Below are 25,003 nucleotides of genomic sequence, written 5' to 3'. Positions count from 1 at the left end.
TTATTTTTTATTTATTTGTTTGTTTAATACTTCCTTCCATTGCTGATAATGCTCCTCATATTGAGCTACAAATTGCGGTTCGACAGTATACACAGGCTTCAACGAACGAAATGCTTCTGTAAAGTCTGCATAATAGCCACTCCCTATACCGGCTCCAAGAGCGGCTCCAATACTCCCGTCGTGATTGAAGATCTCCACAGGAACGTTTGTTGCCCCCACAAATGACTCCCTAAAAACGGAGCTCAAGAATAAATTTGCATACCCGGCACGAATCATATTTGGATACAAATTGTTTTCACGCATGATATCCAGGCCATAGCGGAAGGCATAGGCAATCCCTTCCTGTATAGCGCGTAAAATATCGCTTGTCTCATGTCTGTTCAAATCTATCGCGGTAATTGAAGCTCCCACTGTTTGGTTATTGAGCATGCGTTCGGCGCCATTGCCGAATGGGACAACCTGTAATCCTTTGCTACCAATAGGTGATGCGCCGGCCAGTGCATTAATCTGTTCATAGGATAAATCACGCCCCAGTAACCTTCTGCCCCAACTATTCATAATACCGGTCCCATTGATACAGAGCAAAACCCCTGTACGGATATCGTCCTCGCGATAATTGACGTGTGCAAATGTATTGACGCGCGATTCACGGTCTGCAATCAACTGGTCGCTCACCCCATAGATAACCCCTGAAGTACCCGCGGTCGCGGCAACTTCGCCAGGTTGAAGGACATTGAGGGAAAGTGCATTGTTGGGCTGGTCACCAGCTTTATAATTGATAGTCACCGTGCCAGAGAGGCCAAGCTCCTCGGCAACAGCTGTTTTAATCTGTCCATGGGTCGAAAACACGGGTAAGATCTCAGGAATAAGATGATCCTCAAAGCCATAATAATCCATGATGGTATCCGACAGCTTATTGTTTTTGAAATCCCAAAATATTCCCTCAGACAAGGCTGATATGGAAGTTGTCACCTGTCCCGAAAGTTTCATGGCGATAAAATCGCCCGGCAGCATGATCTTATCTATTTTTTCATAGATCGCCGGTTCATTAGCCTTCACCCAAGCCAGCTTAGACGCCGTAAAATTTCCCGGAGAATTCAAGTGATGGCTCAGATTAAAAGATCTTCCTATTTCATCGAAAGCAGCATTCCCTATTTCTACAGCCCTGCTATCGCACCAGATAATTGCATTTCGCAACACGTTCTGATCTTTATCGACGATGACTAAGCCGTGCATCTGATAGGCAATACCAATGGCGGAAATCGCTTTGGGATCGTATAACCCTAACGCATTTGCCTTCAATAAAGCCTGTTTAAAGTAGTCCCACCAATCGAGCGGGTTTTGTTCAGCCCAATTGGGCTCCACCGTTATAATGGGAGCTTCTACGTCCGGATATTGCACCGAGCAAACCTTGCGTTGCGATGATGCCTCAACAATCGAAACCTTTACGGAAGAAGTACCTACGTCTATACCTAATAAATACATGGTAATTAATTGAAACTGGTTATTTTAAAACAAAGGCGGAAACAAACATTGCAACCGGTTGCATAAAAGTAGGATATGTTTCTGAATTATCAAAATATTAAATAAAATTATTTACTTTGGAGCGTGAATAAAAAAACGACAATTTACGATATTGCCCGTGCGCTTGGAGTGACAGTCTCTACCGTATCGCGCGCATTGAACAATGTGCCTACGATCAGCGAGGCGACACGCAAGCTTGTGCTTGACAAAGCAAAGGAATTAAATTATAGTGTCAATAAGCTAGCTTCCTCCCTTTCCTCGGGCAAGTCCAATACAATTGGAGTCATCGTACCGACCATGCAAATTCATTTTTTTGCAGAGGCGGTACATAGTATTGAAAAAGAGTTAAAAAAACACAATTATAGTCTATTGCTTTATCAATCGAATGAATCTTTTGAGGATGAAGTTAATGGCGTGAAAACTTTACTGGAAGCCCAGGTTGACGGCATTATTGCTTCGCTATCACTGGAAACGCAAGAAACCCAACATTTTCAGGAAGTGATCAATCAGCGCAAATGTTTGGTTATTTTTGACCGTACGCATAAAAATATTCCTGCTCCCGTGGTCAAACTTGATGATTTTAAAGCAGGCTACCTCGCAACACAGCATTTACTTGAACAGGGCTACAAAAATATTGCCTTTATCACAACGGATAAAGAAATAGCGATTTTTCAGGATCGCTTCCATGGTTTCGAAGCCGCCCTAAAAGACGCGCAGATTCCCCTGCAGGAAGACTTTATCATTCGCGGCGACTTATCCATTGAAGCCGGTATCAAAGGAACCGAACAGATTCTGAAATCTGCAATCCAACCTGACGCCTTTATTGGTGGCGATGACTTTACAGCTGTCGGGATAATACAAGCATTAAAAACTGCAAATATTGCTATTCCAACAACTGGTGTGATCGGTTTTGCAAACCAGACCTTTTCTTCCTTTATCACCCCCACACTGTCAAGTATCGACCAGCAGGCCAACAAAATGGGCGAAGAATGTGCCAAGCTCTTTCTGAAAATGGTCAAACAAAAAAGTCCGTACGAAGCAATCGAACAGATTGTTCTTGACCCTATATTGATAAAAAGAAAATCTACCAATAGAATAGACAAATAATCAGTACCTTTGCCTAAATTTATTTAAATGCAAGCCCGGCAGAAATTTAGGATAATAAGCATCTGTTTATTATTTGTCATTCAGGCCCTTTTTTTAGTGGCCATCTTTGTAGAAAACACACATTCTTATATTATATTGGCTTTTATCGGCCTACTGTCCTTACTGATCTTATACAGTTACCTCAAGTCGCCCATTCATCATCACAGGCATGAATTTGAATCGATTAAAATTGCTATTTGGGTACCTGTAGGAGCGATTTCATCGTACTATTTCAATCAGATCTTCGGTTTGGGTCCTGTTTTGGGAGCTGCGCTGACAGGCACCATCGCCTCGTTTATTCCCAACATCAACAAAAATTCAAGCTATCTACCCCACCTTCCAGCAGCAATTTATTGCGGCGCATTCGTAGGGATGTCCAATGCGCAGGTAGCGCATGGGTTCTCTTTTATTTTAGCAGCCAGTATTTTTACAGCGATCTTTCTGATCGTATCGAAAAGTTTATTAAATGGTGTCGGCGGTAAACTAGGAACATTGGCCTTCCTGGGTGTTTCACTGACTTACCTCCTGTTATACATTTTTAAGTAATATGGAAACATTCATTTTATACCTCGTTGGAGTTATAGGGAGCACAGCGACCTACTATGTCAATACCAAATTTCACCAAGGAGCAGTGCGTTCCTCAGCATTGCTGACATTATTTATCGCAGGTTTTCTTCATTTCTTCCCACAAAGTGTTTCGCCCTATCTTGCGCAATATATTCCGCCGATTTTTATCGGTGCATCATTTATAGGTATGGTATCAAAAAGTCAGTTATCAACTTATTTTGGTTTAGCCCTTGCCGGCATTATCTTTACAACGATTCTGCTTAATACAAGTAAATTTTTCACCGGCTACGGTGGAGCACTTGGAACTTCGGCCTGCATCGCACTGTTGGTCGTATTGAGTATCCCTTATTTTAAATCATCACGGAAAATGACCGTTGGATTTCTCCAGCTCCGCAAAACAATCTTAAAAAAACAGGGGAAAGTTTCAAAAAGACGAGTAGATTTGTTTAAATAAAAAGCATAACCACATGAAACCTTTATTTCTGGCCCTTATTGTCCAAACCTTTCTCCTGAGCCATTTGAGTGCTCAACAAGCAAAAATTAACATCGTAAATCAAGAACGAAATAGCAGCTACAGAGGTTTAAGTGTAGTTGATGATACAACTCTATGGGTAAGCGGAAGCAATGGAACAGTTGGGCTCAGCACCGATGCTGGAAAAAACTGGCAGTGGGTCAATCCAATTGGCTACGAAAAAACAGATTTTAGGGATATCGAAGCATTTGATGAGCATGAAGCCTTAATTATATCGGCCGGTTCCCCTGCCATTATCTTAAGCACACAGGATGGTGGTCGAAGCTGGAAAGAAGTATTCAATGACAAGCGGCCCGAAATATTTTATGACGGTTTTGCTTTTACATCAAAAGGGGTCGGTATTGCCTTTGGCGACGCCATTCAGGGAAAAATGCCGCTATTGAAAAGCACCGATTTCGGAAGGTCCTGGAAAGATATATCCCCGAATATGCACTTTACCATTACCGATGGCGAGGCCGGTTTTGCAGCCAGTGGAACATCAATATATTGCGATAACAACGGAACATATTGGATTGCCACAGGTGGGACAGTTTCCAATATCTACAGCAGCAAGGATCAGGGTAACACATGGCAACGTTACAGCTGCCCCATCATTCAGGGCACAAATAGCACCGGCCCTTTTTCTGTCGCATTTAACACATCAAAAACGGGTATTGTCGTCGGTGGCGATTACAAAGCGGATAAAAACAAAGACAAAAATAGCCTGCTAACCAACGATGGCGGCAAAACATGGTCTGCACCACAGACAGCACCCGCTGGCTTTAAGTCGGCCGTTATTTATCTTTCAAAAAAACAGCTGATCAGCACGGGCACTTCGGGTACAGACCTATCGAATGACGGCGGAAAAAACTGGACGCCTATTGGAAAGGAAAGTTTCAATGCCGTCCAAAAGGCAAAAAAAGGTCGAGCGATATTTTTAGTGGGCGATAAAGGCAAAATAGCGAATTTAGCATTATAAGCTAAATTCGCTATTTCCTGCAACACTACACACTATTTTTTGCAGCACTGTGCCGCTAGGTTTTGTCGTCCAAAACCGAGATTTACGCACTTATAAATAACTACTTACGCGACAAACGCGATTCCTCCAAATCCAGGGAATACTCGATCTCTTTAATGACATCGCTGTCAAAAGCCTTGCTTTCCTTGATCTTGTACAGACCATCACGACGCAGCGCCAAAAGTTCCAGCATAATTTTATTATAGAGCCCCCTTACTGCCGAAAGCTGCGCGCGCGTATCCTCTTCTTTCGCTCGTTCGGATGCATTTACGCTTCGGATAATCTGCTCTTTGACGCGAGCGATGGTCTCATGTTCCAGCATTTCTTTTGCATAATGTTTATCCAGATATGCAATAGATTCTTTGCCAAGCCGTACACGGATCTCATCAATTTGCTCTTCCATTGAAGCTTGCTCGTCGACTTCCTCAATTTTTATCAATTTAATCAACAAAGGCAATGTAAGCCCCTGAAAAACGAGTGTTACCAAAATAACCACAAACGTAATGAACAAAATCAGATTTCGGTGCGGGAAGGCCGTTCCATCGTATAAAGTCAATGGAATCGCTAATGCTGACGCCAAAGAAACCACGCCTCTCATCCCGGCCCAGCCAACGACCAGGGGCAGTTTCCACCCCGGACTCTTTTCCTTGATGCGAACCCGTTTGAATAATATTCTGGGAACAAAAGCCGAAAGATAAACGGCGATTAAGCGCAAAACAATAACAATTACACAGATCGCCAAGGCATAATCAATAGCTTCCTCCATGGAGTATTCACCCAATCCATTGATGATCACCGGAAGCTCAAGTCCAATTAAAATAAAAACAAATCCATTTAATAGAAAGCCCACTGTCGCCCAAACCTCCTTCGTCTGGATGCGCGTATGGTAGTTGAGGTAATCGCCTGCCCGGAAGGAAAGAAACAATCCACCACTAACCACCGCCAAGACCCCCGACCACTCAAAATGCTCTGCAACAATATACATTAAATAAGGCGCGATGAGGGTAATGGGTGTTGAAATACTGGACGATTTAGCGACATAACGTAAGAAGATATAGAGGATGTGACCGATGACCAAACCAACGACAACGCCCATGACCGATAACATCAAAAACTGTGTCGTCGCATTGCTCATTACGAACTGACCAGTAAGAATCGCGATGGAGGCAAATCTAAAGACAGTTAATGAGGCCGCATCATTGACCAAGCTTTCTCCTTCCAATATTGCAATTCCCCGTTTAGGAATACTTACCCCCTTCAGGACAGAACTCGCGGCCACGGCATCTGGGGGAGAGATAATCCCACCCAGTAAAAAGCCCAGCGCTAAGGTAAACCCAGGAATAATACTGACCGAAAAGTAGGCAATGGCCAATGATGTGAAAAAGACTAAACCAAAGCCCATGATGAAAATAGACCGTCGCCATTTTAGAAAATTCCCCCAATTGGTATACCAGGCTGCTTCGAAAAGCAAAGGTGGCAAAAACACCATAAATACGATATCGGGATCAACACTAATAACAGGCGCGCCCGGAATCAGCGAAATCACCAGTCCGCCAATAACCAACAGGATGGGGTAAGAGATTTTTAAGCGTTGACTCAGCACAAATAACATGGCCATAAAGAAAAACAGCACCATAACCAACAAGAGATTACTGTGAATTTTCTGACCTGCCTTTCCGCCTACGGCCGCTTTTACATCCGCATAGGGAGCCGACATGGACATGCTATATTGACGAAGCTTCCATTCATTGTCCAGCTTACTTAATACCCCCACGCCACGAAAAGACTTGGTATTGATCTTAAAAGATTCATCAAACCAAGCTGTTGTACTATCTGCATTAAAGCTGATATGCCGCTTATCATAGGTGTAGGTCCAGGCATTTTTTGGATTGAAATATTGACCGGAGAACTTCTCTGCATGTGCTTTATCCCATCTTTCATCATGATCGGTACCCAAAATAACGCCATCTGAAGCAATAACATTCAAAAACGGGCCATACTTTACCTCGCCCGAGGTTTTGTGCCAACGATCTAACAGCTCATTGATTTCGTCCATAGGCTGCTGGGCATTTGTCGGAAAAACAAATAAGATTAAACTAAGAAAACAATACGTACCTAAAATGATCTTTCTAATCATACATTATAAAACTTCGTAATCGCTCAGACAATACGCTTTCGCTGCGATCAGTCTTAAAACAAAAAGCTGCGTATGCAGCTTTTTGTTTTTATTTAATTATTTCTTCAATTTCGCTGATAATCCGCTGCGCGATCTGCTCAGCAGCTTCAGGCGTAGGTCCCTCCGAGTAAATCCGAATAATCGGTTCGGTATTCGATTTACGCAAATGCACCCATTCATTTTCAAAGTCTATTTTCAAGCCATCGATTGTCGAATGGTCTTCATGCTTATATTTTTCCTCCATTTTGGCCAATAGGTTGTCAATGTCCAATTCCGGAGTCAGCGTGATCTTGTTTTTTGACATAAAGTATTGCGGTAAAGAAGCACGGTATACGGAGGCTTTTTTACCAAGCTTAGCCAAATGTGTCAAGAAGATGGCTACGCCCACCAGCGCATCACGACCATAGTGAGATGCTGGATAAATAACACCACCATTTCCTTCTCCGCCGATGACAGCATCGACTTCTTTCATCTTTGTAACCACGTTGACTTCGCCCACAGCCGCCGCATAGTACTCGCCACCATGTGCTTTAGTCACATCACGTAGTGCGCGTGTAGAAGATAAATTGGAAACGGTATTTCCTTTTTTATGCTGCAATAAATAGTCCGCTACGGCAACTAGGGTATATTCTTCACCAAATAGCTCGCCATCCTCCATCATAAAGACCAATCGATCTACATCCGGATCTACGGCAATCCCTAAATCAGCTTTGTGTTCAATAACCGCAGCCGATAGATCCGTCAAATTCTCTTTCAATGGTTCTGGATTATGCGGAAATTGACCATTCGGCTCACAATGGATTTTATAGATTGTCTGCACGCCAAGCGCATCCAACAACGCTGGTATAAATGTACCACCAGTACTGTTAACGGCATCCAAAGCAACTTTAAAATTAGCCGCTTTGATGGCTTCTTTATCCACATATTCCAACGCCAACACAGCGTCTACATGTTTCTGTAAGTAAGAATAATCTTTATGAACTTGTCCCAGTTCTTCCACTTCGGAAAAATCAAAGTCTAAAGATTCACCAAGTGCCAACACCTCTTGCCCTTCGGCATCTGAAATGAATTCGCCCTTTGCATTCAATAACTTTAGTGCATTCCATTGCCCTGGGTTGTGTGAAGCAGTCAAAATAATACCACCCGCTGCTTTTTCCATCGGTACGGCAATCTCTACCGTTGGCGTTGTTGAAAGACCCAGGTCAATCACATCAACACCGATGCTTTGCAGGGTTCCAATCACCAAATTACTTACCATCTCACCAGAAACACGCGCATCTCTTCCAACAACAATTTTTTTGATACCACTCTGCTTAACAATTATTTTGCCATAAGCAGCTGTAAACTTAACGATATCTATTGGGGTAAGCGCCTCTCCAGCACGCCCCCCGATCGTACCTCGTATTCCTGATATTGATTTAATTAAAGTCATTTCTTTTGAATTGATTAACGTGTAAATTTAGCACAATGGCAATAAAATATCGAATTAAAATTATAATTAATGAATATTTAACGTATATTTGTTGCAACAAAGTTGTTTTTAAAAGAAACAACCGTTTGCAATGAAATTATTTTTACTTTTGAAAAGTGAGTTTTTAAAGTTTGGGAATTTCATTGTCATCAGCAACATTTATGATTCAACAATTAGTACACATCGATCAAGAGATTTTTCTAGCCATTAATCAAGGCTTGAGTAACCCCGTGTTTGATTGGTTATTGCCGATATTACGCAATCCATACACATGGGCACCCTTGTATTTATTTCTGATCATATTTTTCATTAAGACCTATGGAAAAACAGGGATCCTAATTGTTGCCATGACCTTGGTTACCTTCGGAATTTCCGATGGTATATCCTCTCATTTGATCAAAAAGACTGTAAAAAGGATCAGACCGTGTAACGACGTGGAGTTTAAAGAAAATGTCAACATCCGTGTGCGATGTGGCTCGGGCTTCAGCTTCACCTCTTCTCATGCGGCCAATCATTTTTCCCTGGCTTTTTTCTGGATTGTACTTTTCCGGAGACGATGGAAACATGCGCTTTGGCTTTGTATTACCTGGGCAACCCTAATTTCAGTCTCTCAAATTTATGTTGGAGTCCATTACCCGTTTGATGTCCTGTGTGGTTCAGCCTTAGGTATTCTGGTTGGATTGGCAACAGGCTACTTATTCAAACGTTTTGTGCCTAGCTTTTTTAAAACTGAACAGATATAATGAATTCAATTTTATTGATTTTAATTTTATTCATACCTGCATTTGCAAGTGGAATCGCTGTATTTTTTGTACAAAAGAAAGGAACCAGTTTCCTTAAACTCATCCTTTCTTTCAGTGGAGCGTATTTATTCTCTATTACTGTACTTCACCTGATTCCGCATGTCTATCAATCCAACAATACTTCCCCTGAAGTATTAGGTATCTACGTCCTTGCCGGTTTTCTTTTTCAACTTTTCCTGGAGCAGTTCTCCCAAGGGATCGAGCATGGCCATATCCATACCGACAATGATCACGGCCATCACAGCCATCGTTTTCCCATCGGTATTATGTTCAGTCTATGTCTCCATGCTTTCCTTGAAGGAATGCCACTTGCAGCAACACATCAGACTGAACTTGCATTAGGTATATCCATCCACCACATTCCGGCGGCATTTGCATTGGGCAGTATTCTAATAAGCACACATTTAAAGAAAAATACCATCCTCATTACACTGGCGTTATTTGCGGCAATGACCCCTTTTGGCTTTTTACTGAGCAAAGCCATCAGTGCTGGTGAAGTAGGCAATATCCAGCAATATTTTGATAAAATCATGGCCGTGGTTATTGGTATCTTCTTGCACATATCGACGACGATACTTTTTGAATCGGGCTCCATTGACCATCATAAATTCAATAAAAAGAAAATGATTGCTGTGATAGCAGGTGTTGCTATTGCACTGGGAAGTTTCTTATTTGTCGGAGAACATGACCATGGGCACGATCAACACCAACAACCGCATGATCATGAACATCATGACCATGCGCATTAATTTCTTTAGCCGCGAAGTTTATCCAACAGCGCACTTAACGTCATTGCCTCTTCTTCGCTAATTCGATTGGGTAAAAGATCCTTCATCAGCATTTCGTCATCTAGATTTTTAAGAATCTCCAAGCCCTTCTCGGTGATAACCAAATCCACAGCTCTTTTATCCCCCCCCGATTGACAACGTGAAACCAATTCTTTGGAAACCATGCGATCAATCATACGCGAGATATCCGGGGTAGTACTCAACATTCTTGATTTAATCAGATTGTTTGTTGCAGGCTTAGGATATTGGCCCCTCAATATGCGCAAGACATTAAACTGTTTCAAAGTGATCCCTTCTTTGGCAGCTCGCTGTTCAAGCTCATTGTTAATCCAATTGTACGTATATAGAATATTTACCGTACAACGATGCCATTCATTGCTGAATTTACTTACTTTGATTTCGTCCTCAATCTTCATTCTGGTTGATAATTAATCGTTCTGAATAGTAAAGATAGCTGTTTTTTACTAAATACATAACTATGACATTAGAATCATTCTAAATGGTAGAAATTCTGTATATTTGGAGAATTCAAAAAAACAGGCAGATGCGTAATAGAACTAGCTTAGATAAGCTAAAAAAAGGGGAAAAAGCGGTAATTATAGATTTTGATTCGCACGAAATTCCAGCTAAATTTTTCGAATTGGGGTTTATACCCGGTACTGAGGTAGAAGTGAAGCATATCGCGCCTTTGGATGGCCCCATTTGTCTAAATATTAGTGCTAATAACGCCTTAATTGCTATCCGCAAATCAGAAGCTAAAGTCATCCTTATTGATCAGAAATAATGAATAACCCGATTATTGCACTTTTGGGTAATCCAAATGTGGGTAAAACATCTCTATTTAACCGGATTACAAAATTAAATCAGAAAGTAGGAAACTATCCCGGTATTACGGTCGAAAAACGTGAGGGGCAAGTAAAAGCCAATAACAAAGTTTATCGTATTATTGATTTACCGGGAACATATACCCTGTTCCCAAGTTCATTGGATGAAGAAGTTGTTTTCAACACTTTAGTCAATAAAGAAAGTAGTTTTAGACCAAATCTTGTCGTTGTCGTCGCTGAACCTACGAACCTAAAGCGGTCCATTATTCTTTATCAGCAAGCTCGGGAACTCGGTCTGCCGGCCATCTTTGTCATCAATATGATCGATGAAGCTAAAGAAAAAGGAATTTCAATAGATGTTCAAAAGCTTGAGCAGCTATTAAATACAAAAGTATACGAAACCAATGCACGTACGGGACAAGGTGTCGATCAGCTCATCAAAAACTTTGATGCTGTTCCGCCCATGTATATTAGCAAATTCCGCCTACCCAAGGAAGCTGATGCCGCATTAGAAGAAACCAAACGTCTTTTTCCATTAGATACGGAATACCATACCTGGCAATACCTGGCCAAAGGCGAGGTATCCTTTTTATCGAAAGAAAAAAATCAGGCGATTCAACAAATCCGTGAAAAACATCAACTACGCGCCGAGAGACTACAAAAAGACGAAGCCATTTTGCGTAGTAAATCCCTGGATAGCAGCCTTGCTGAAATCTATGCAAAGGATGAATCCTTTAATAAAAACAAAACCAATTCGATTGATAGCATCTTGCTTCACCCCGTCTTTGGCTATGTCATCTTTTTTGGAATCCTCTTTTTAATCTTCCAGGCAATTTACACCTGGTCCGGACCAGCCATGGATTTCATCGACGGCCTATTTGGTGATCTCGCGGCTTATACACAAACTGCATTGCCAGCAGGGCCATTGACCGACTTACTCAGCAATGGTATTATCAAAGGCATTGGTGGAATTGTAATTTTCATTCCGCAGATCGTTATTTTATACATCTTTATCTCGATCATGGAGGAAACGGGCTATATGAGCCGCGTAGTTTTCTTGATGGACCGCTGGCTTCGTCCTTTTGGTCTGAATGGAAAATCAGTGATTCCATTGATTTCGGGAGTAGCCTGCGCTGTACCTGCAGTCATGTCTGCACGTAATATCGAAAATAGCAAAGAAAGACTGGTCACTATTCTGGTAACACCTTTCATGACCTGCTCAGCACGTCTCCCTATTTATATCGTTCTGATCGGACTGGTGATACCGGACACGAAATTTGGAGGCTTTCAAATACAAGGTATTGTATTGTTTGTGATGTACCTACTTGGAATAATTGCAGCCTTGCTATCCGCGATTGTACTGACCAAAGTCATCAAATCAAAACATAAGTCATTTTTAATCTTCGAACTGCCCACTTACAAAACGCCTGATTGGAAAAATGTAGCCTTAAATGTATGGGAAAAAGCGTCAAGCTTTGTCTTTGGTGCAGGTAAAATCATTTTGGCCATTTCCGTTATCCTATGGGCATTGGGTAGTTTTGGTCCGAACGATAAATTTAGCCGGGCAGAAGAATATGTAACAAAAAATAACCCCAACCTGTCCGATGGCGATTTGGAGCATGAAGTTTCATCTTATCGCCTGGAACACTCTTTTCTTGGCTATCTTGGCATGGCTATTGAACCTGTTGTTGAACCCTTGGGCTATGACTGGAAGATGGGCATAGGTCTTATTTCTTCGTTTGCTGCCCGTGAAGTTTTTGTAGGCACAATGGCCACTGTTTATAGCCTTGGTGACGAAGTGGATATCGAAGACGAAGCATCAAAAACAACGGTATTGGGCAAAATGAAAAGCGAGATTAACAGGAATACCGGTTTACCAGCTTACAATTTAGCTTCTGGTGTATCCTTATTACTGTTCTATGCTTTTGCGATGCAATGTATGAGTACAATTGCAGCAGTAAAGAGGGAAACAGGCTCGTGGAAATGGACTTTGATACAGCTTGGTTTTATGACAGGCTTGGCCTATTTCAGTGCCTTGATTGCTTATCAACTTTTAAAATAAAAAGCTATGGATAATTTAACAGTACAATATCTCATCGTAGGAATGCTCGTTTTGGCGGCTGTATGGTATGTCGTTAAAAATGTCCGAAAATCACTAAAGGGCAAGTCGAGCTGCTCGAAAGGCTGCGGATGCGACTGCGGCGTAGAAAAAACACAAAAAGCAAATTAATTTATCTTTTTGAGTAGCATTTACAAATAAGATTTCGTTATTAGTTAGGGTGGCCAAAAATCACACTAGCTACTAATTCATAAAGCGCCGTATTTCCAAATTACGGCGCTTTCTATTTCTGAGCCAAACAGCCCCCCCGCTATTGTTTATAAAAAAACAACGAAATACATTAAAACCACAACAGAATGTGCACAAATACCTAAGTGTTTTATTAACTTTATGCGCTTAGGGCAAATCGTTCGCTGGGAAGCTTTACGATAAACAGGTAATTCTTCTGGTGTCATTGATTTTGCTCAAACGATCCTTGACGGGAGCAAATAGCCTCATGGGTTTTTCCGTATCTGAGGATCAGATTAAAACAGACTAGTAACCGTATTAACCATACACATGGAGAAACAGAACAATAAGGAGGAGTTAAAAAGAGGACTTCAAAACAGACATATTCAATTAATTGCCCTAGGTGGTGCAATCGGAACGGGCTTATTTCTAGGTATCGGGAAGGCTGCCACATTGGCTGGGCCGGCCGTTATCCTCGGCTATGCTTTCGCCGGAATTATTGCTTTTTTTATTATGCGCCAGTTGGGTGAGATGGTTGTTGAGGAACCTGTTTCAGGAAGTTTTAGCTACTTCGCCAATAAATACTGGGGTTCTTTTGCGGGTTATGCTTCGGGCTGGAACTATTGGGTCCTGTATATCTTAGTCAGCATGGCCGAACTCACAGCGATAGGCGTTTATGTACAATTTTGGTGGCCCGAAATACCTTTATGGGCATCAAGTTTATTTTTCTTCTTTGCAATCAACGCCCTTAATCTTGCCTCAGTAAAAATTTATGGCGAGACGGAATTTTGGTTTTCCATTATCAAGGTTGTTGCAATCATTGCCATGATTGTTTTTGGTGCATACTTATTGGTAAGCGGTACTGGAGGTGAGCAGGCAAGTCTCAGCAACCTGACTTCACATGGTGGTTTCTTCCCAAAAGGTTGGTTCAGCCAAACAGCGGATGGAAGTTTTGAAGGCCTTCTTTCCGCCATAGCATTGATCATGTTTTCTTTCGGTGGTCTAGAGTTGGTGGGCATCACTGCTGCCGAAGCCGAGCATCCCGAAAAGAACATCCCCAAAGCGACCAACCAGGTTATCTATCGGATCTTAATCTTTTACGTAGGTGCATTGATTATTCTTTTCTCTTTGACACCGTGGACAAATATCACCGCCGATACAAGTCCCTTTGTGCTGGTGTTTGACAAACTCAATGGGTTTGAATTTACGATCTTTGGAAAGACCTTTTATTTCACAAAAATTATTGCAAATGCGCTAAATCTTATTGTCCTTACCGCTGCATTATCTGTTTATAATAGCAGCGTGTACAGCAATAGCAGAATGTTATATGGACTGGCAGAACAGGGAAATGCACCCCGTTTTTTATCAAAACTAAACAAGAATCATGCGCCTATTAACGCAATTTTAGTCTCGGCACTATTCGCGGCGATCTGTGTATTTATCAACTATGTAGCACCTAAAAATGCCTTAGAGATCCTGATGTCGCTGGTGGTTTCTTCACTGATTATCAACTGGGTGATGATATCCATTACACACTTGTATTTCAGAAAAAATAAACTCGATGCCCACTTACGGACAAAGTTTCCATCCTTTCTATATCCCCTAAGTAACTATATCTGTCTGATCTTTTTGATCGCTGTACTTGGCATCATGTGGATAACAGGAATGAAACTTCCGGTAGAATTGATCCCTGCTTGGCTTATATTACTCTATGTGAGTTATGTATTGATCAAAAGAAAGAAATCTTAGTTCACAGAACCTTGATCTTGTCCATAAAAAAGCCTGATTCATTGCATGAATCAGGCTTTTTTACTAAAATTTAATGCAGGTATTCCTCCTCGAGAATAGCAAATTCATAATTGTCGCTCCAACCATCTTTTAACGGCAAAATTTTCCGTCTGCGCGCCTCTTTGACCATGCCGACTTTCTCCATTACTTTAGCGGAAGCGATATTTCCAACAGCACAACCACCCTCAATTCTATGAAAATTAAGTTCCCTGAAACCAAATGTCAAGATTCGGTTCAATGCCTCTGTTGCATAGCCCTTATTCCACATTGTCGGAACAAGCTTAAACCATACTTCTGCATTTCGATAGCGCAGCTTGACAACACTGATATTAATTAGACCAATAAACTCTTTCCCTTCAAGGGTTTCTATATAAAAGGTATAATCCTTTCTGGCATTCAATTCATTGAATTGCGCCGACCAAGCTTCCACCATTTGCTCTGTATGGGCTATTCCATCCGGAAATCCACTCGGATTAAATAATGCAGATTCAGGATACATTAATAGGGAATGGATCTTTTCCAAATCTATTTTCTCTACGGATCTAAGCTTGAGCCGTTCTGTTCTAATTTCCATGTTTAAAATTACACAAATGGCTTAATTTAATGCTACCATTTGACAACAATAACTAAAATAAGCCCAACTGCGTTCCCGCATCGGGTAAGCGGAAAAGATCCCTTCTTAAGGATGGAAGCGTCCCATTATTCATATATTTCTTGACAGAAAGCTTAAATAAATGCTGTAAACTCTCGGCCATATGGCCATCCCCCTTTATCCTCCGTCCAAAATCGGTATCGTTAATTTTTCCAACATGACAGGCTTCGATCCAATGTAATACCTTTTCAGCACGATCAGGATAGTTCTGATAGAGCCAATCTTTAAAGATACCACCGATCTGTCCATTGAGCCGAACGATGGTATAGGAGGCCGTAATGGCTCCCGCATCTGCTCCCGAACGAATCAGATCTGAAATCTCATCACTGTTGATACCCGGAACGATGGGCGCTATCATCAGCATAACGGGAACACCTATCCCAGCCAATCCCTCGATCAGTTTCAACCGGGCAGATGCTGTAGCAGTCCGAGGTTCCATTTTCTGACGTACTTCCTCGCGCAGCGAATTGATAGTTACGGCAACGGAAACCAGATTGTGCGCTGCGAGCTCGCGCAAAAGATCAAAATCCCGCCGCATCAGTACATTTTTGCTGATGATGGAGACCGGATGCTGGTATTTGACCATCAATTCTAATAGCGAGCGTGTGATACCCAGCTTCCGTTCAATCGGTTGATAACAGTCTGTATTGCCTGAAAGCATAATCAAATCGGGTTGGTAGCTCGATTTTCTAAACTCCTGTTCGAGAAGCTGAGCCGCATTGTGTTTTACCAAGATCTTACGCTCAAAATCCAACCCAGCACTAAAGCCCCAGTATTCATGCGAATTACGCGCATAACAATAAATACACCCATGCTCACAGCCCTGGTAGGGATTAATGGATCTTTCAAAACGTAAATCCGGGCTATTTGATTTGGATATAATGGATTTTGGATGTGTCGGAATAAATTGAGTTTTCTCGGTCCCCAAAAATTCCTCATCCAGCCCTTCCACATGTTCCTGCACGTATTGGTTAGAAAAAAATTTGTTATTGGGATTGATCTGTGCCCCTCTGCCCTTGAAATATTCCGATGAATTCATAAGTTAAAATTACTAAAATTATTAGTAAAAACAAATTAAGATTTCTCAATTTTACAAAGAGGGAAAGCGAATATCTTCTAGTTTGAAGTCCAAATAAGCGTATTTTAAACCAAATAAAAATCCCTATACTGCATCGACAGTATAGGGATTAAAATTCTTATCCTAGATCTCAGTTCAGCTTCTATTTATTTCATTAAGAAACCACCACCGAGTAGATCATTTCCTTCATAGAACACGGCCGATTGTCCAGGGGCAATACCTTTTACATTGTGCACAAAGTCAATACGCACTTTATCGCCTTCTTGGGATATGGTCGACAAAGCACCAGAATCTTTATAACGTACCTTTGAAATTGCTTCCATCGGTTGATCAAGACCGGCATATTTCACAAAGTTCACATTACGAACGTAAGCATGTGACTTTTCAAGTTCATGTTCTTCACCCAATACGACCGTATTACTTTCCGGAAGGATCTCAATCACAAACATCGGTTTCCCCAAGGCAATACCTAATCCTTTACGCTGACCGATGGTGAAATAAGGGTAACCAATATGTTTACCGACGACAGTACCATCGGAAAGAATAAAGTTACCGGGACCAATTTGTTGATCCAACGTTGGCACCTTATGTCTCAAAAACGCACGGTAGTCGTTGTCAGGAACGAAACAGATTTCATAACTCTCCGACTTATTGGCCAATTCCTTCTGTCCCATATCCAAAGCCATCTGACGAATCTCCTTTTTCGTGAAAGATCCCAACGGAAACTGTGTCCGGGCAAGATTTTCTTGTGACACGCCCCATAAAACGTACGATTGATCTTTGTTTTCATCCTTACCTTTTGATATCACATAGCGACCATTGTCGTGCATACGAATATTAGCATAGTGCCCGGTAGCGATAAACTCACAATCCAATTTGTCAGCGCGTTTCATCAAAGCCTCCCACTTAATGTGGGTATTACACAACACGCATGGGTTAGGCGTGCGCCCAGCAATATATTCTTCTACAAAATTGTCAATCACAAAATCTCCAAACTCATCACGTATATCTAATATATAATGAGGGAAACCATAGTTTACGGCTAATGTACGAGCGTCATTGATACTATCAAGGCTACAACATCCGGTTTCTTTCGACGAGCCACCTGCGGATGCATAATCCCATGTCTTCATCGTGATACCGATAACCTCATATCCTTGTTCGTGGAGCATGACAGAAGCAACGGAGCTATCTACCCCTCCACTCATTGCAACTAAAACTCTTCCTCTTTTACTCATCTCTAATTATTGAAACGCAAAGATACAGCTTATTCCTTTTCCAATATGTTAGTTTCTTGTAATTTTATCTCGATCAAAATCAACACGTTCGAAAAAAGTACGAAAATAATCGGCATAAAAGTTTTAGAATTCAAATTATCGGACTATATTTGCATCGCAATAGGGGAACAAACCCGTAGCAAAAAAGCGGTGCCATAGCTCAGCTGGTAGAGCAAAGGACTGAAAATCCTTGTGTCCCTGGTTCGAACCCAGGTGGCACCACGCTTCAATCTGATGATCACAGATTTAAATAAAAGGTCAACTGGTGCCATAGCTCAGCTGGTAGAGCAAAGGACTGAAAATCCTTGTGTCCCTGGTTCGAACCCAGGTGGCACCACAAAAAAAGCTTGTTCATTGAACAAGCTTTTTTTGTTTTAGCTAACTGCATTTCATATAACATCCCCCACATCTCCGCCGTATAGAAAATTCATTATACCCCTACTGCCTGAGTTCAATGGGTGTTATTTTCATTGATTGAGGGATATTATCAAAAAAAGATCATGGATTTTGGAAATGAACCGGCGTTGTCATTGAAAAAAACACCCAAGTTTAATTTCCAAAACCCAATCGCTTTTCCGCTACGATTCAGCGATAATCGACCGATCCAAATGCACATAGCCACCGTCCACATGAATCAATTGGCCGGTTGTATGACTGGACTTATCAGACAGCAAAAAGACTGTTGTATCGGCGATTTCCTCTGCTGTGGTCATGCGATGCTCCAATGGAATGCGGTCCGTAATTTTTTTCAATGTCTCTTCCGGATTTGATAAGGTTTGAATCCAGGTGTCGTATTGGGGAGTTGCACATTCTGCCACGATAATGGCATTTACACGAATCGAGTAAGGCAACAATTCTACGGCCCACTCGCGCGTAAGTGCATTACGTCCACCATTGGATGCCGCATAAGCCGAGGTATTGCCCTGCCCTGTTTCACCAGTTTTGGACGAAATATTCACGATACTGCCCTTAGATGCTTTCAACGCATCCAAAGCGTGATGTGCCATCAGATAGTAGTGAATTAAATTCTTATGCAGCGAAGCAACAAATTTTTCATAGTTGCCCGATGCCAATCCAACACCATCATTTTGTCCGGCATTATTCACCAGACCATCGATCCGCCCATACACTTCCAATGTCTTTTGAACGGCTCTTTCACAATCTTCGGGCTTAGACAACTCTGCTTCAATACAGAGTGCATCCACACCAAATTGCTTTATTTCTTCCTTGACTTTTTCATTATCGGCTTCTTTACGGCCAACAATGACAGGAATAGCCTGTTCTTTAGCCAACGCGTGGACTACAGCCCGCCCGATTCCTTTTGCTCCGCCGGTAACAATAACAACTTTATCTCTTAAATGAAGATCCATAATACTTTTATTGAATGGTTTGTTTCATTGATTGTGCTTAACATTTCGCAACAATGAATTCGTTCTCTGGTTATTGATTAATTTATATTGACGTCATTAAGCCCATTTATCCAGCTTCATGGCCAATAAAAAAACTCCAGCATGTTATTTTTCCCTTTCATAACATGCTGAAGTTTTTCCTTTTATAGATTATATACGCGTATAGCGTTTTCTGCCCAAAATGCGTTCTTCTCTGCAGCTGTAAATTGACCTAATTTATCTTCAACGATGGCAATGCTTTCTTCGTAGGATGCCGCCAATAGACATACCGGCCAATCTGACCCGTACATAATTCGCTCCTTTCCAAAACGTGCAAAGATATGCTCCAGATATTGCTTAAAATCATCAAGTTTCCATCCTTCCCAATCGGCCTCTGTTGCAAGTCCCGAAACTTTACATACGACATTCGGAAAGGCAGATAGCGCATCGATAAACGCCGCCCACTCATCAAATGCTTTCGACTTGATCGGCGGTTTGGCAATATGATCCAATACAAATTGAAGATTTGGATTTTGCTGCACACAATCCAACGTTGCCGCATAATGTCGTGGACGGATGAGCAGATCATACGTATAACCATAATCTGCTAAGGCCTTCAGCCCGTTTAATACCGCAGGGCGAATGAGAAAATCAGGGTCAGCTTCTCCTTCAACAATATGACGAAATCCTTTGATGACCGTAGCTGATTGATAGCCATCCAACTGTTGTCGAATATCCGCTGCTTGAAGATCAATCCAGCCCACTACGCCTTTAATAAAAGGATAATCACTAGCCAGCTGAACCAAATAAGCAGTCTCTTCGTTGGATTGATCCGCCTGAACAGCAACACTCCCTCCAAATCCATTTCGTTCAAGCACAAATTGAATATCCAAAGGGGTGAAATCACGTCTGATGATTTGCATTTCTTCGGTAATCCAACTATCTCTAATTGGATCGAATTTCCAGAAATGCTGATGGGTATCTATACGCATAATGAAAAGAAAACCTGATGAGCAATTAATTTTTTGAATACGCTACCATAGTCTGACGGGACTCTCCAAGACCATCAGCTCCTAACTCGATCACATCGCCAGGCTTCAAATAAATCGGTGGGTTAAATCCTAAGCCTACCCCTGCCGGAGTACCTGTTGATATCACGTCTCCTGGCAACAAAGTCATAAATTTAGACACATAGGATACCACATGCGCCACCGAAAAGATTAAATCCTTGGTATTACCATCTTGGTACGTCTTTCCGTTTACCTTTAACCATAGACGTACATTGTTGATATCTTTGATTTCCTCTTTTGTCGCCATGAAAGGTCCCATGGGCGCAAACGTATCACATCCTTTTCCTTTATCCCAAGTACCGCCACGTTCCAGCTGATACTCACGTTCGGAAACATCATTATGCAACACATAACCAACTACATAATCTAAGGCCTCATGCTCTTCAACATAAGAAGCTTTTTTACCGATCACGATACAGAATTCCACCTCCCAATCTGTTTTTACAGAATCTTTCGGAATCATCACATTATCGTATGGACCTACCAACGAAGTGGTCGATTTCATAAAGATGATCGGTTCAGCAGGAATTGGTGCATTTGTTTCCTTGGCATGGTCTAAATAGTTCAATCCAATACAAACAATTTTGGATGGGCGGGCAAAAGGTGCTCCGATACGTTCGCCTTGAGGAACTTCAATCAACTTACCTTCATTTGCCTTCACAAATTCTTCTAAACGGGCTACACCATTCTCTGCAAAGAATTGTTCATTGTAATCACCACCAAATGCGCTTACATCGTAATTTACACCATCGATCTGAACACCGATTTTCTCCTTGCCTTGAGCTCCAAAACGTATTAATTTCATTTTTATAGTATTGAGATAATAGATATTTTATTTTTAGCTTTTTAATTATTCAATTTAATAAAACCACCATCAATAGGGTAGTCATTTCCAGTAATAAATCCAGCATCGTCACTACACAGGAAAAGTGCTAATTTGGCAATTTCCTCCGGTTGCGCCATGCGGCCTATTGGTTGGCTTGCTGATAGTTTTTCAAACATTTCTTCCTCTTTTCCAGGATAATTCTTCGCAATAAATCCATCGACAAATGGCGTATGTACACGTGCAGGCGAAATGCTATTGCAACGAATACCGTAGGCCATGTAATCCCGTGCTACAGACATTGACATCGCGTAAATAGCCCCCTTGCTCATCGAATACGCAAAACGATCCGTGATACCAACCCATGCAGCTATGGATGCTAGATTAAGGATTGCTCCCGAACCCTGCGCCTTCATCATCGGCACAATAGCATGCAATGCATTATAAGCTCCCTTAACATTCACATTAAAAACACGCTCAAAATCTTCTGATTGACAATTTTCCAAATTACCAACATGAGCGATACCAGCATTATTTACTAAAATATCAATTTTTCCGATATTTTGTGCTATAGCAGTAATTTCTTGTTGATCAGTTACATTACAACGATTAAATGCAGCCTGACCACCCAAAGCCAAGATCTCATCAACTACAGCCTTACCGCCATCTTCATTCAAATCCAGAATATGAACTTTTGCTCCTTCTGCAGCAAATTGCAGACTGATCGCACGGCCTATCCCACTACCACCACCGGTAATTACAGCTACTTTTTGTTCTAATTTTCCCATTGTTATTTAATTGTTAATGTCAATACCAAATCTGCTTCATCTGTCGATGTTGGCAAATCCAAGCGTAGACTATTGTTCTTATGACTAAACTTAATCTCTTTCTTTCCGATAAATGTGCTTACTTTTTTCACCTGATAAGGAAGGTTATTAATCAACAATTCCTTTTTATCCGTTTTAAACACATGTAGATACACTTGGTTTCCTTTTTTTGTCAACGCATAATCGTCTGTTGGTGACACCGCCCCACCCGCTGTTCCATAGATTGTTTCACCATACACCGATAGCCATTTTCCAAGTTCTTTCAAGCGCTCCTGTTGATAGTCCTGAATCTCACCGTTTGGCATCGGACCAACATTGAGCAATAAATTGGAACCATGACCAGCTGCCTTGACCAGGTATTTCAGCACTTCCTGAAAGGATTTTCGTGTCCGATCTTTCAGCTCAAATCCCCACGATCCTGCAATTGTTCCACATACTTCCTTCGGTAGTTTCCCAACATCATGCGCTTTCGTGCCGAACCCAGTAGTATTCTCCCCGGGTAAATCACGTTCGAACATCTGAAAATCTTCACCTTCAAATGGCGCCAGATGGTGGTTATTACCTACCAAGCATTGTGGCTGTAACGTATGAATCAATTCATAGATTTCTTTGAAATGCCAATCTTCATTGGGCTTGTCCCAATGACCATCAAACCAGATCCCATCGATCTCACCGTAGTTGCTCAACAGCTCCGTTAATTGGCTTTTCATAAACTGGACATAATGATTCCAATCCCCTTTTGTTGAATCGCGCCCCGCAATGCCACCACCCGTTTTACCAACAGGTAGATAATCATCCCGGTGCCAGTCTAAAAGCGAATAGTAGAACATCACTTTTATCCCTTCGGCACGGCAAGCTTCCACCAACTCTTTCACAATATCGCGTTTGAAGGGAGATTTCTTCACCACATTATAGTCCGAAACCTGGCTGTTCCACATCGAAAATCCATCATGATGTCTGGTCGTAAAGGTGATATACTTTGCCCCTGCCTGTTTAAATAACTTCGCCCATTCTTTCGCATTAAAGGAAATTGGATTGAAAAATTTAGGCAGCAATGCATATTCATCCAAACTGATATTCTGGTTGTTCATGACCCATTCACCATCCCCCAGCACACTATATACCCCCCAATGGATAAAAACACCAAACCGAGATTGTTCAAACCATTCCCTATTTTTCAGATTTTCGGGACTCGGTTGATAATGTTGCTGGCTATAGCTCGCGGATACTGATCCCATCAGCAAGGCTAAACCACAGATTACATGTTTAAGTTTCATATGTAAATGATTAGTTGTCATGGATATTCAATAAACTCGTTATACCCAACTACAAAGAAACACCTCTACGCCATGGTATGAAATCGTCTTGCCCCAACAACACCGCCTTCGGTTTCACTTCACCAGAAGCAACTTCTATTACATAATCCAAAATACGGTGTGCGGCTTCCTCAATAGTCTCTGTACCTTCGATAATGGTACCACAGTTCAAATCCAGGATATCAGGCATTTTCTCAAAAGTCTTGGTATTTGTGGAAAGTTTCACAACCGGTGTAATCGGGTTACCTGTAGGTGTACCCAAGCCCGTCGTAAACAAGACGATATTGGCACCTGCTGCCACTTCTGCAGTTGTACTTTCCACATCGTTACCAGGAGTACACAATAGATTCAATCCAGGACCATTCGCTAATTCAGGATAATCAATCACTGCCGCAACAGGTGAGGTTCCTCCTTTTTTGGCAGCCCCAGCAGATTTGATCGCGTCAGTAATTAAGCCATCACGAATATTCCCTGGAGAAGGATTCATGTAGAAACCCGAACCATCAGCTTCAGCTTTTGCGTTGTAAGTACGCATCAGCGACATAAAACGCTCCGCTGTTGGCTCATCGATACAACGGTCACTCAACTCCTGTTCCACACCACATAATTCAGGAAACTCCGCCAGAATCACCGATCCGCCTAAAGTCACTAAAATATCTGAAACAAAACCGAGCGCCGGATTGGCCGAGATGCCCGAAAATCCGTCCGAACCACCACATTCCAGACCTATACACAATTTGTCCAATGTAGCTGGTTTGCGCTCATTTTTATCCGCTTGCATCATTCCCGCAAAAGTTGCCTTAATAGCCTTTTGCATAAGCTCCTTTTCAGTTCCTTCTTTCTGTTGTTCGAAAATATACAGCGGGCGATCAAAACCCGGGTTCCGCTTTTCAATTTCAGCCTTCAGAATGGAAGCCTGCGCATGCTGACATCCTAAACTCAATACCGTTGCCCCCGCCACATTCGGATGGGTGATATAACCAGCCAAAAGACCACATAAGGCATCCGAATCCATGCGGGTTCCGCCGCAGCCCATTTCATGGTTTAAAAACTTGATTCCATCGACATTTTTGAACAGGCGTTCCTGCTCACTGGAAGTCGAATTAGCCAGTAGATCCTGATTAAGAATCGCATTTACATCAGCACCAGACTTATATAAGCTAATGAGATCTTCTACCTCAGACACGTAATTATTGGCTTTTACTTTATAGCCCAACTTTTCTTCAAAAGCAGCCTTCAGGGTCAAAACATTTCTATTTTCGCAAAAAACCAATGGAATAACCAACCAGTAATTGGCCGTTCCAACAGTCCCATTTGAACGGTGGAATCCATTGAACGTTTTATCTTTAAATGCAGAAACATCAGGTTTTGTCCAGGCTGTCTTGCGATTGCCCATTTTAAAATCTTCAGACGCATGGCGCAAGTTTTCAGTGGTAATGAGTTCCCCTTCCGTTAAGGGTGTGTTCAATTTCCCAACCAGAACACCGTACATCAGTATTTCGGCATCTTGTTCCATTGGCTGGATGGTAAATTTATGTTTGGCAGCAACAGCCTGCTTTAACGTAAATTCCTTACCTTCAAAAACAATCGTTGTTCCCGCAGCCAAGTCCTGTAATGCAACAAGGACATTATCCATTGGATGGATCTGTAAATAGCGCTGTATAGCCAT

General features: G+C 41.8%; 23 protein-coding genes and 2 tRNA genes. 12 read left to right on the top strand and 13 right to left on the bottom strand.

What is annotated here, in order from left to right; genetic code table 11:
* A complete protein-coding gene (locus AAW12_RS03170) occupies positions 1-1,485 on the bottom strand; it encodes a xylulokinase (protein ID WP_046672159.1) in 1,485 nt (494 codons plus the stop codon).
* Positions 1,486-1,608: 123 nt separating this feature from the next.
* Here AAW12_RS03170 and AAW12_RS03165 point away from each other — a divergent pair, with 123 nt between their 5' ends.
* The 4 genes from AAW12_RS03165 (at position 1,609) to AAW12_RS03150 (ending at position 4,727) form a co-directional block, all read left to right on the top strand.
* Complete coding sequence (locus AAW12_RS03165) at positions 1,609-2,631, top strand: LacI family DNA-binding transcriptional regulator (protein ID WP_046672158.1); 1,023 nt, start codon at positions 1,609-1,611, stop codon at positions 2,629-2,631.
* Between the two features lie 96 nt (positions 2,632-2,727).
* Positions 2,728-3,216 (top strand): hypothetical protein, encoded by a 489-nt coding sequence (locus AAW12_RS03160; protein WP_231585192.1) that lies wholly within the window; start codon positions 2,728-2,730, stop codon positions 3,214-3,216.
* A gap of 1 nt (position 3,217) precedes the next feature.
* Positions 3,218-3,691: a hypothetical protein gene (locus AAW12_RS03155; protein ID WP_046672156.1), complete on the top strand. Its 474-nt coding sequence runs from the start codon at positions 3,218-3,220 to the stop codon at positions 3,689-3,691.
* A gap of 13 nt (positions 3,692-3,704) precedes the next feature.
* The gene (locus AAW12_RS03150) at positions 3,705-4,727 is read left to right on the top strand and encodes a WD40/YVTN/BNR-like repeat-containing protein (RefSeq protein WP_053003511.1); all 1,023 of its coding nucleotides are present in this window, start codon (positions 3,705-3,707) and stop codon (positions 4,725-4,727) included.
* Between the two features lie 100 nt (positions 4,728-4,827).
* Here the strand turns inward: AAW12_RS03150 and AAW12_RS03145 are convergent, their stop codons facing one another.
* Together AAW12_RS03145 and glmM are read right to left on the bottom strand one after the other, a co-directional pair.
* Positions 4,828-6,903 carry a Na+/H+ antiporter gene (locus tag AAW12_RS03145; RefSeq protein ID WP_084823062.1) on the bottom strand — a complete coding sequence of 692 codons (2,076 nt, stop codon included), beginning with the start codon at positions 6,901-6,903 and terminating at the stop codon, positions 4,828-4,830.
* Between the two features lie 88 nt (positions 6,904-6,991).
* Positions 6,992-8,374, bottom strand: a complete 1,383-nt coding sequence (gene glmM, locus AAW12_RS03140) for a phosphoglucosamine mutase (protein ID WP_046672155.1) — start codon at positions 8,372-8,374, stop codon at positions 6,992-6,994.
* A gap of 200 nt (positions 8,375-8,574) precedes the next feature.
* On the opposite strand from glmM, the gene AAW12_RS03135 reads away from it, so the two are divergent.
* Positions 8,575-9,156, top strand: a complete 582-nt coding sequence (locus AAW12_RS03135; RefSeq protein WP_046672154.1) for a phosphatase PAP2 family protein — start codon at positions 8,575-8,577, stop codon at positions 9,154-9,156.
* Positions 9,156-9,965, top strand: a complete 810-nt coding sequence (locus AAW12_RS03130; RefSeq protein ID WP_046672153.1) for a ZIP family metal transporter — start codon at positions 9,156-9,158, stop codon at positions 9,963-9,965. The genes AAW12_RS03135 and AAW12_RS03130 overlap by 1 nt, the downstream gene beginning before the upstream one ends.
* Before the next feature lie 5 nt (positions 9,966-9,970).
* Here the strand turns inward: AAW12_RS03130 and AAW12_RS03125 are convergent, their stop codons facing one another.
* Positions 9,971-10,420: a MarR family winged helix-turn-helix transcriptional regulator gene (locus AAW12_RS03125; protein ID WP_046672152.1), complete on the bottom strand. Its 450-nt coding sequence runs from the start codon at positions 10,418-10,420 to the stop codon at positions 9,971-9,973.
* Between the two features lie 128 nt (positions 10,421-10,548).
* Here AAW12_RS03125 and AAW12_RS03120 point away from each other — a divergent pair, with 128 nt between their 5' ends.
* From AAW12_RS03120 to AAW12_RS03110, 4 genes are all read left to right on the top strand, one after another.
* Positions 10,549-10,788 carry a ferrous iron transport protein A gene (locus AAW12_RS03120; RefSeq protein WP_046672175.1) on the top strand — a complete coding sequence of 80 codons (240 nt, stop codon included), beginning with the start codon at positions 10,549-10,551 and terminating at the stop codon, positions 10,786-10,788.
* Positions 10,788-12,890, top strand: a complete 2,103-nt coding sequence (gene feoB / locus AAW12_RS03115) for a ferrous iron transport protein B (protein WP_046672151.1) — start codon at positions 10,788-10,790, stop codon at positions 12,888-12,890. Before AAW12_RS03120 ends, feoB begins: the two co-directional genes overlap by 1 nt.
* Positions 12,891-12,896: 6 nt before the next feature.
* Positions 12,897-13,058: a FeoB-associated Cys-rich membrane protein gene (locus AAW12_RS25995; protein ID WP_083295845.1), complete on the top strand. Its 162-nt coding sequence runs from the start codon at positions 12,897-12,899 to the stop codon at positions 13,056-13,058.
* A 387-nt stretch (positions 13,059-13,445) separates the two neighbouring features.
* Positions 13,446-14,864: an amino acid permease gene (locus AAW12_RS03110; protein WP_046672150.1), complete on the top strand. Its 1,419-nt coding sequence runs from the start codon at positions 13,446-13,448 to the stop codon at positions 14,862-14,864.
* A 70-nt stretch (positions 14,865-14,934) separates the two neighbouring features.
* Here AAW12_RS03110 and AAW12_RS03105 read toward each other — a convergent pair whose 3' ends face one another.
* From AAW12_RS03105 to mnmA, 3 genes are all read right to left on the bottom strand, one after another.
* Complete coding sequence (locus AAW12_RS03105) at positions 14,935-15,477, bottom strand: GNAT family N-acetyltransferase (protein WP_046672149.1); 543 nt, start codon at positions 15,475-15,477, stop codon at positions 14,935-14,937.
* Between the two features lie 52 nt (positions 15,478-15,529).
* Complete coding sequence (locus tag AAW12_RS03100) at positions 15,530-16,594, bottom strand: PA0069 family radical SAM protein (protein WP_046672148.1); 1,065 nt, start codon at positions 16,592-16,594, stop codon at positions 15,530-15,532.
* 185 nt (positions 16,595-16,779) lie between these two features.
* Positions 16,780-17,871 carry a tRNA 2-thiouridine(34) synthase MnmA gene (gene mnmA, locus AAW12_RS03095; RefSeq protein ID WP_046672147.1) on the bottom strand — a complete coding sequence of 364 codons (1,092 nt, stop codon included), beginning with the start codon at positions 17,869-17,871 and terminating at the stop codon, positions 16,780-16,782.
* A gap of 188 nt (positions 17,872-18,059) precedes the next feature.
* Here mnmA and AAW12_RS03090 point away from each other — a divergent pair.
* Both AAW12_RS03090 and AAW12_RS03085 read left to right on the top strand, forming a co-directional pair.
* Positions 18,060-18,132, top strand: a tRNA-Phe gene (locus AAW12_RS03090).
* A gap of 42 nt (positions 18,133-18,174) precedes the next feature.
* A tRNA-Phe gene (locus AAW12_RS03085) sits at positions 18,175-18,247 on the top strand.
* A 241-nt stretch (positions 18,248-18,488) separates the two neighbouring features.
* Here AAW12_RS03085 and AAW12_RS03080 read toward each other — a convergent pair.
* The 6 genes from AAW12_RS03080 to AAW12_RS03055 form a co-directional block, all read right to left on the bottom strand.
* Positions 18,489-19,280, bottom strand: a complete 792-nt coding sequence (locus AAW12_RS03080; protein ID WP_046672146.1) for an SDR family oxidoreductase — start codon at positions 19,278-19,280, stop codon at positions 18,489-18,491.
* A 182-nt stretch (positions 19,281-19,462) separates the two neighbouring features.
* Positions 19,463-20,290, bottom strand: coding sequence for an amidohydrolase family protein (locus tag AAW12_RS03075; RefSeq protein ID WP_046672145.1), 828 nt, complete (start codon positions 20,288-20,290; stop codon positions 19,463-19,465).
* A gap of 25 nt (positions 20,291-20,315) precedes the next feature.
* On the bottom strand, positions 20,316-21,173 hold the full coding sequence (locus tag AAW12_RS03070; protein WP_046672144.1) for a fumarylacetoacetate hydrolase family protein: 858 nt from the start codon (positions 21,171-21,173) through the stop codon (positions 20,316-20,318).
* 41 nt (positions 21,174-21,214) lie between these two features.
* Complete coding sequence (locus tag AAW12_RS03065; RefSeq protein WP_046672143.1) at positions 21,215-21,979, bottom strand: SDR family NAD(P)-dependent oxidoreductase; 765 nt, start codon at positions 21,977-21,979, stop codon at positions 21,215-21,217.
* A 2-nt stretch (positions 21,980-21,981) separates the two neighbouring features.
* Positions 21,982-23,295: an alpha-L-fucosidase gene (locus tag AAW12_RS03060; RefSeq protein ID WP_046672174.1), complete on the bottom strand. Its 1,314-nt coding sequence runs from the start codon at positions 23,293-23,295 to the stop codon at positions 21,982-21,984.
* A gap of 49 nt (positions 23,296-23,344) precedes the next feature.
* On the bottom strand, positions 23,345-25,003 hold the full coding sequence (locus tag AAW12_RS03055; RefSeq protein WP_046672142.1) for a UxaA family hydrolase: 1,659 nt from the start codon (positions 25,001-25,003) through the stop codon (positions 23,345-23,347).

The organism is Sphingobacterium sp. Ag1, assembly GCF_000988325.1.
GTDB lineage: Bacteria > Bacteroidota > Bacteroidia > Sphingobacteriales > Sphingobacteriaceae > Sphingobacterium.
The sequence above is the reverse complement of the archived record's forward strand: the minus strand, read 5'-3'. Positions and strand labels throughout refer to the sequence as shown.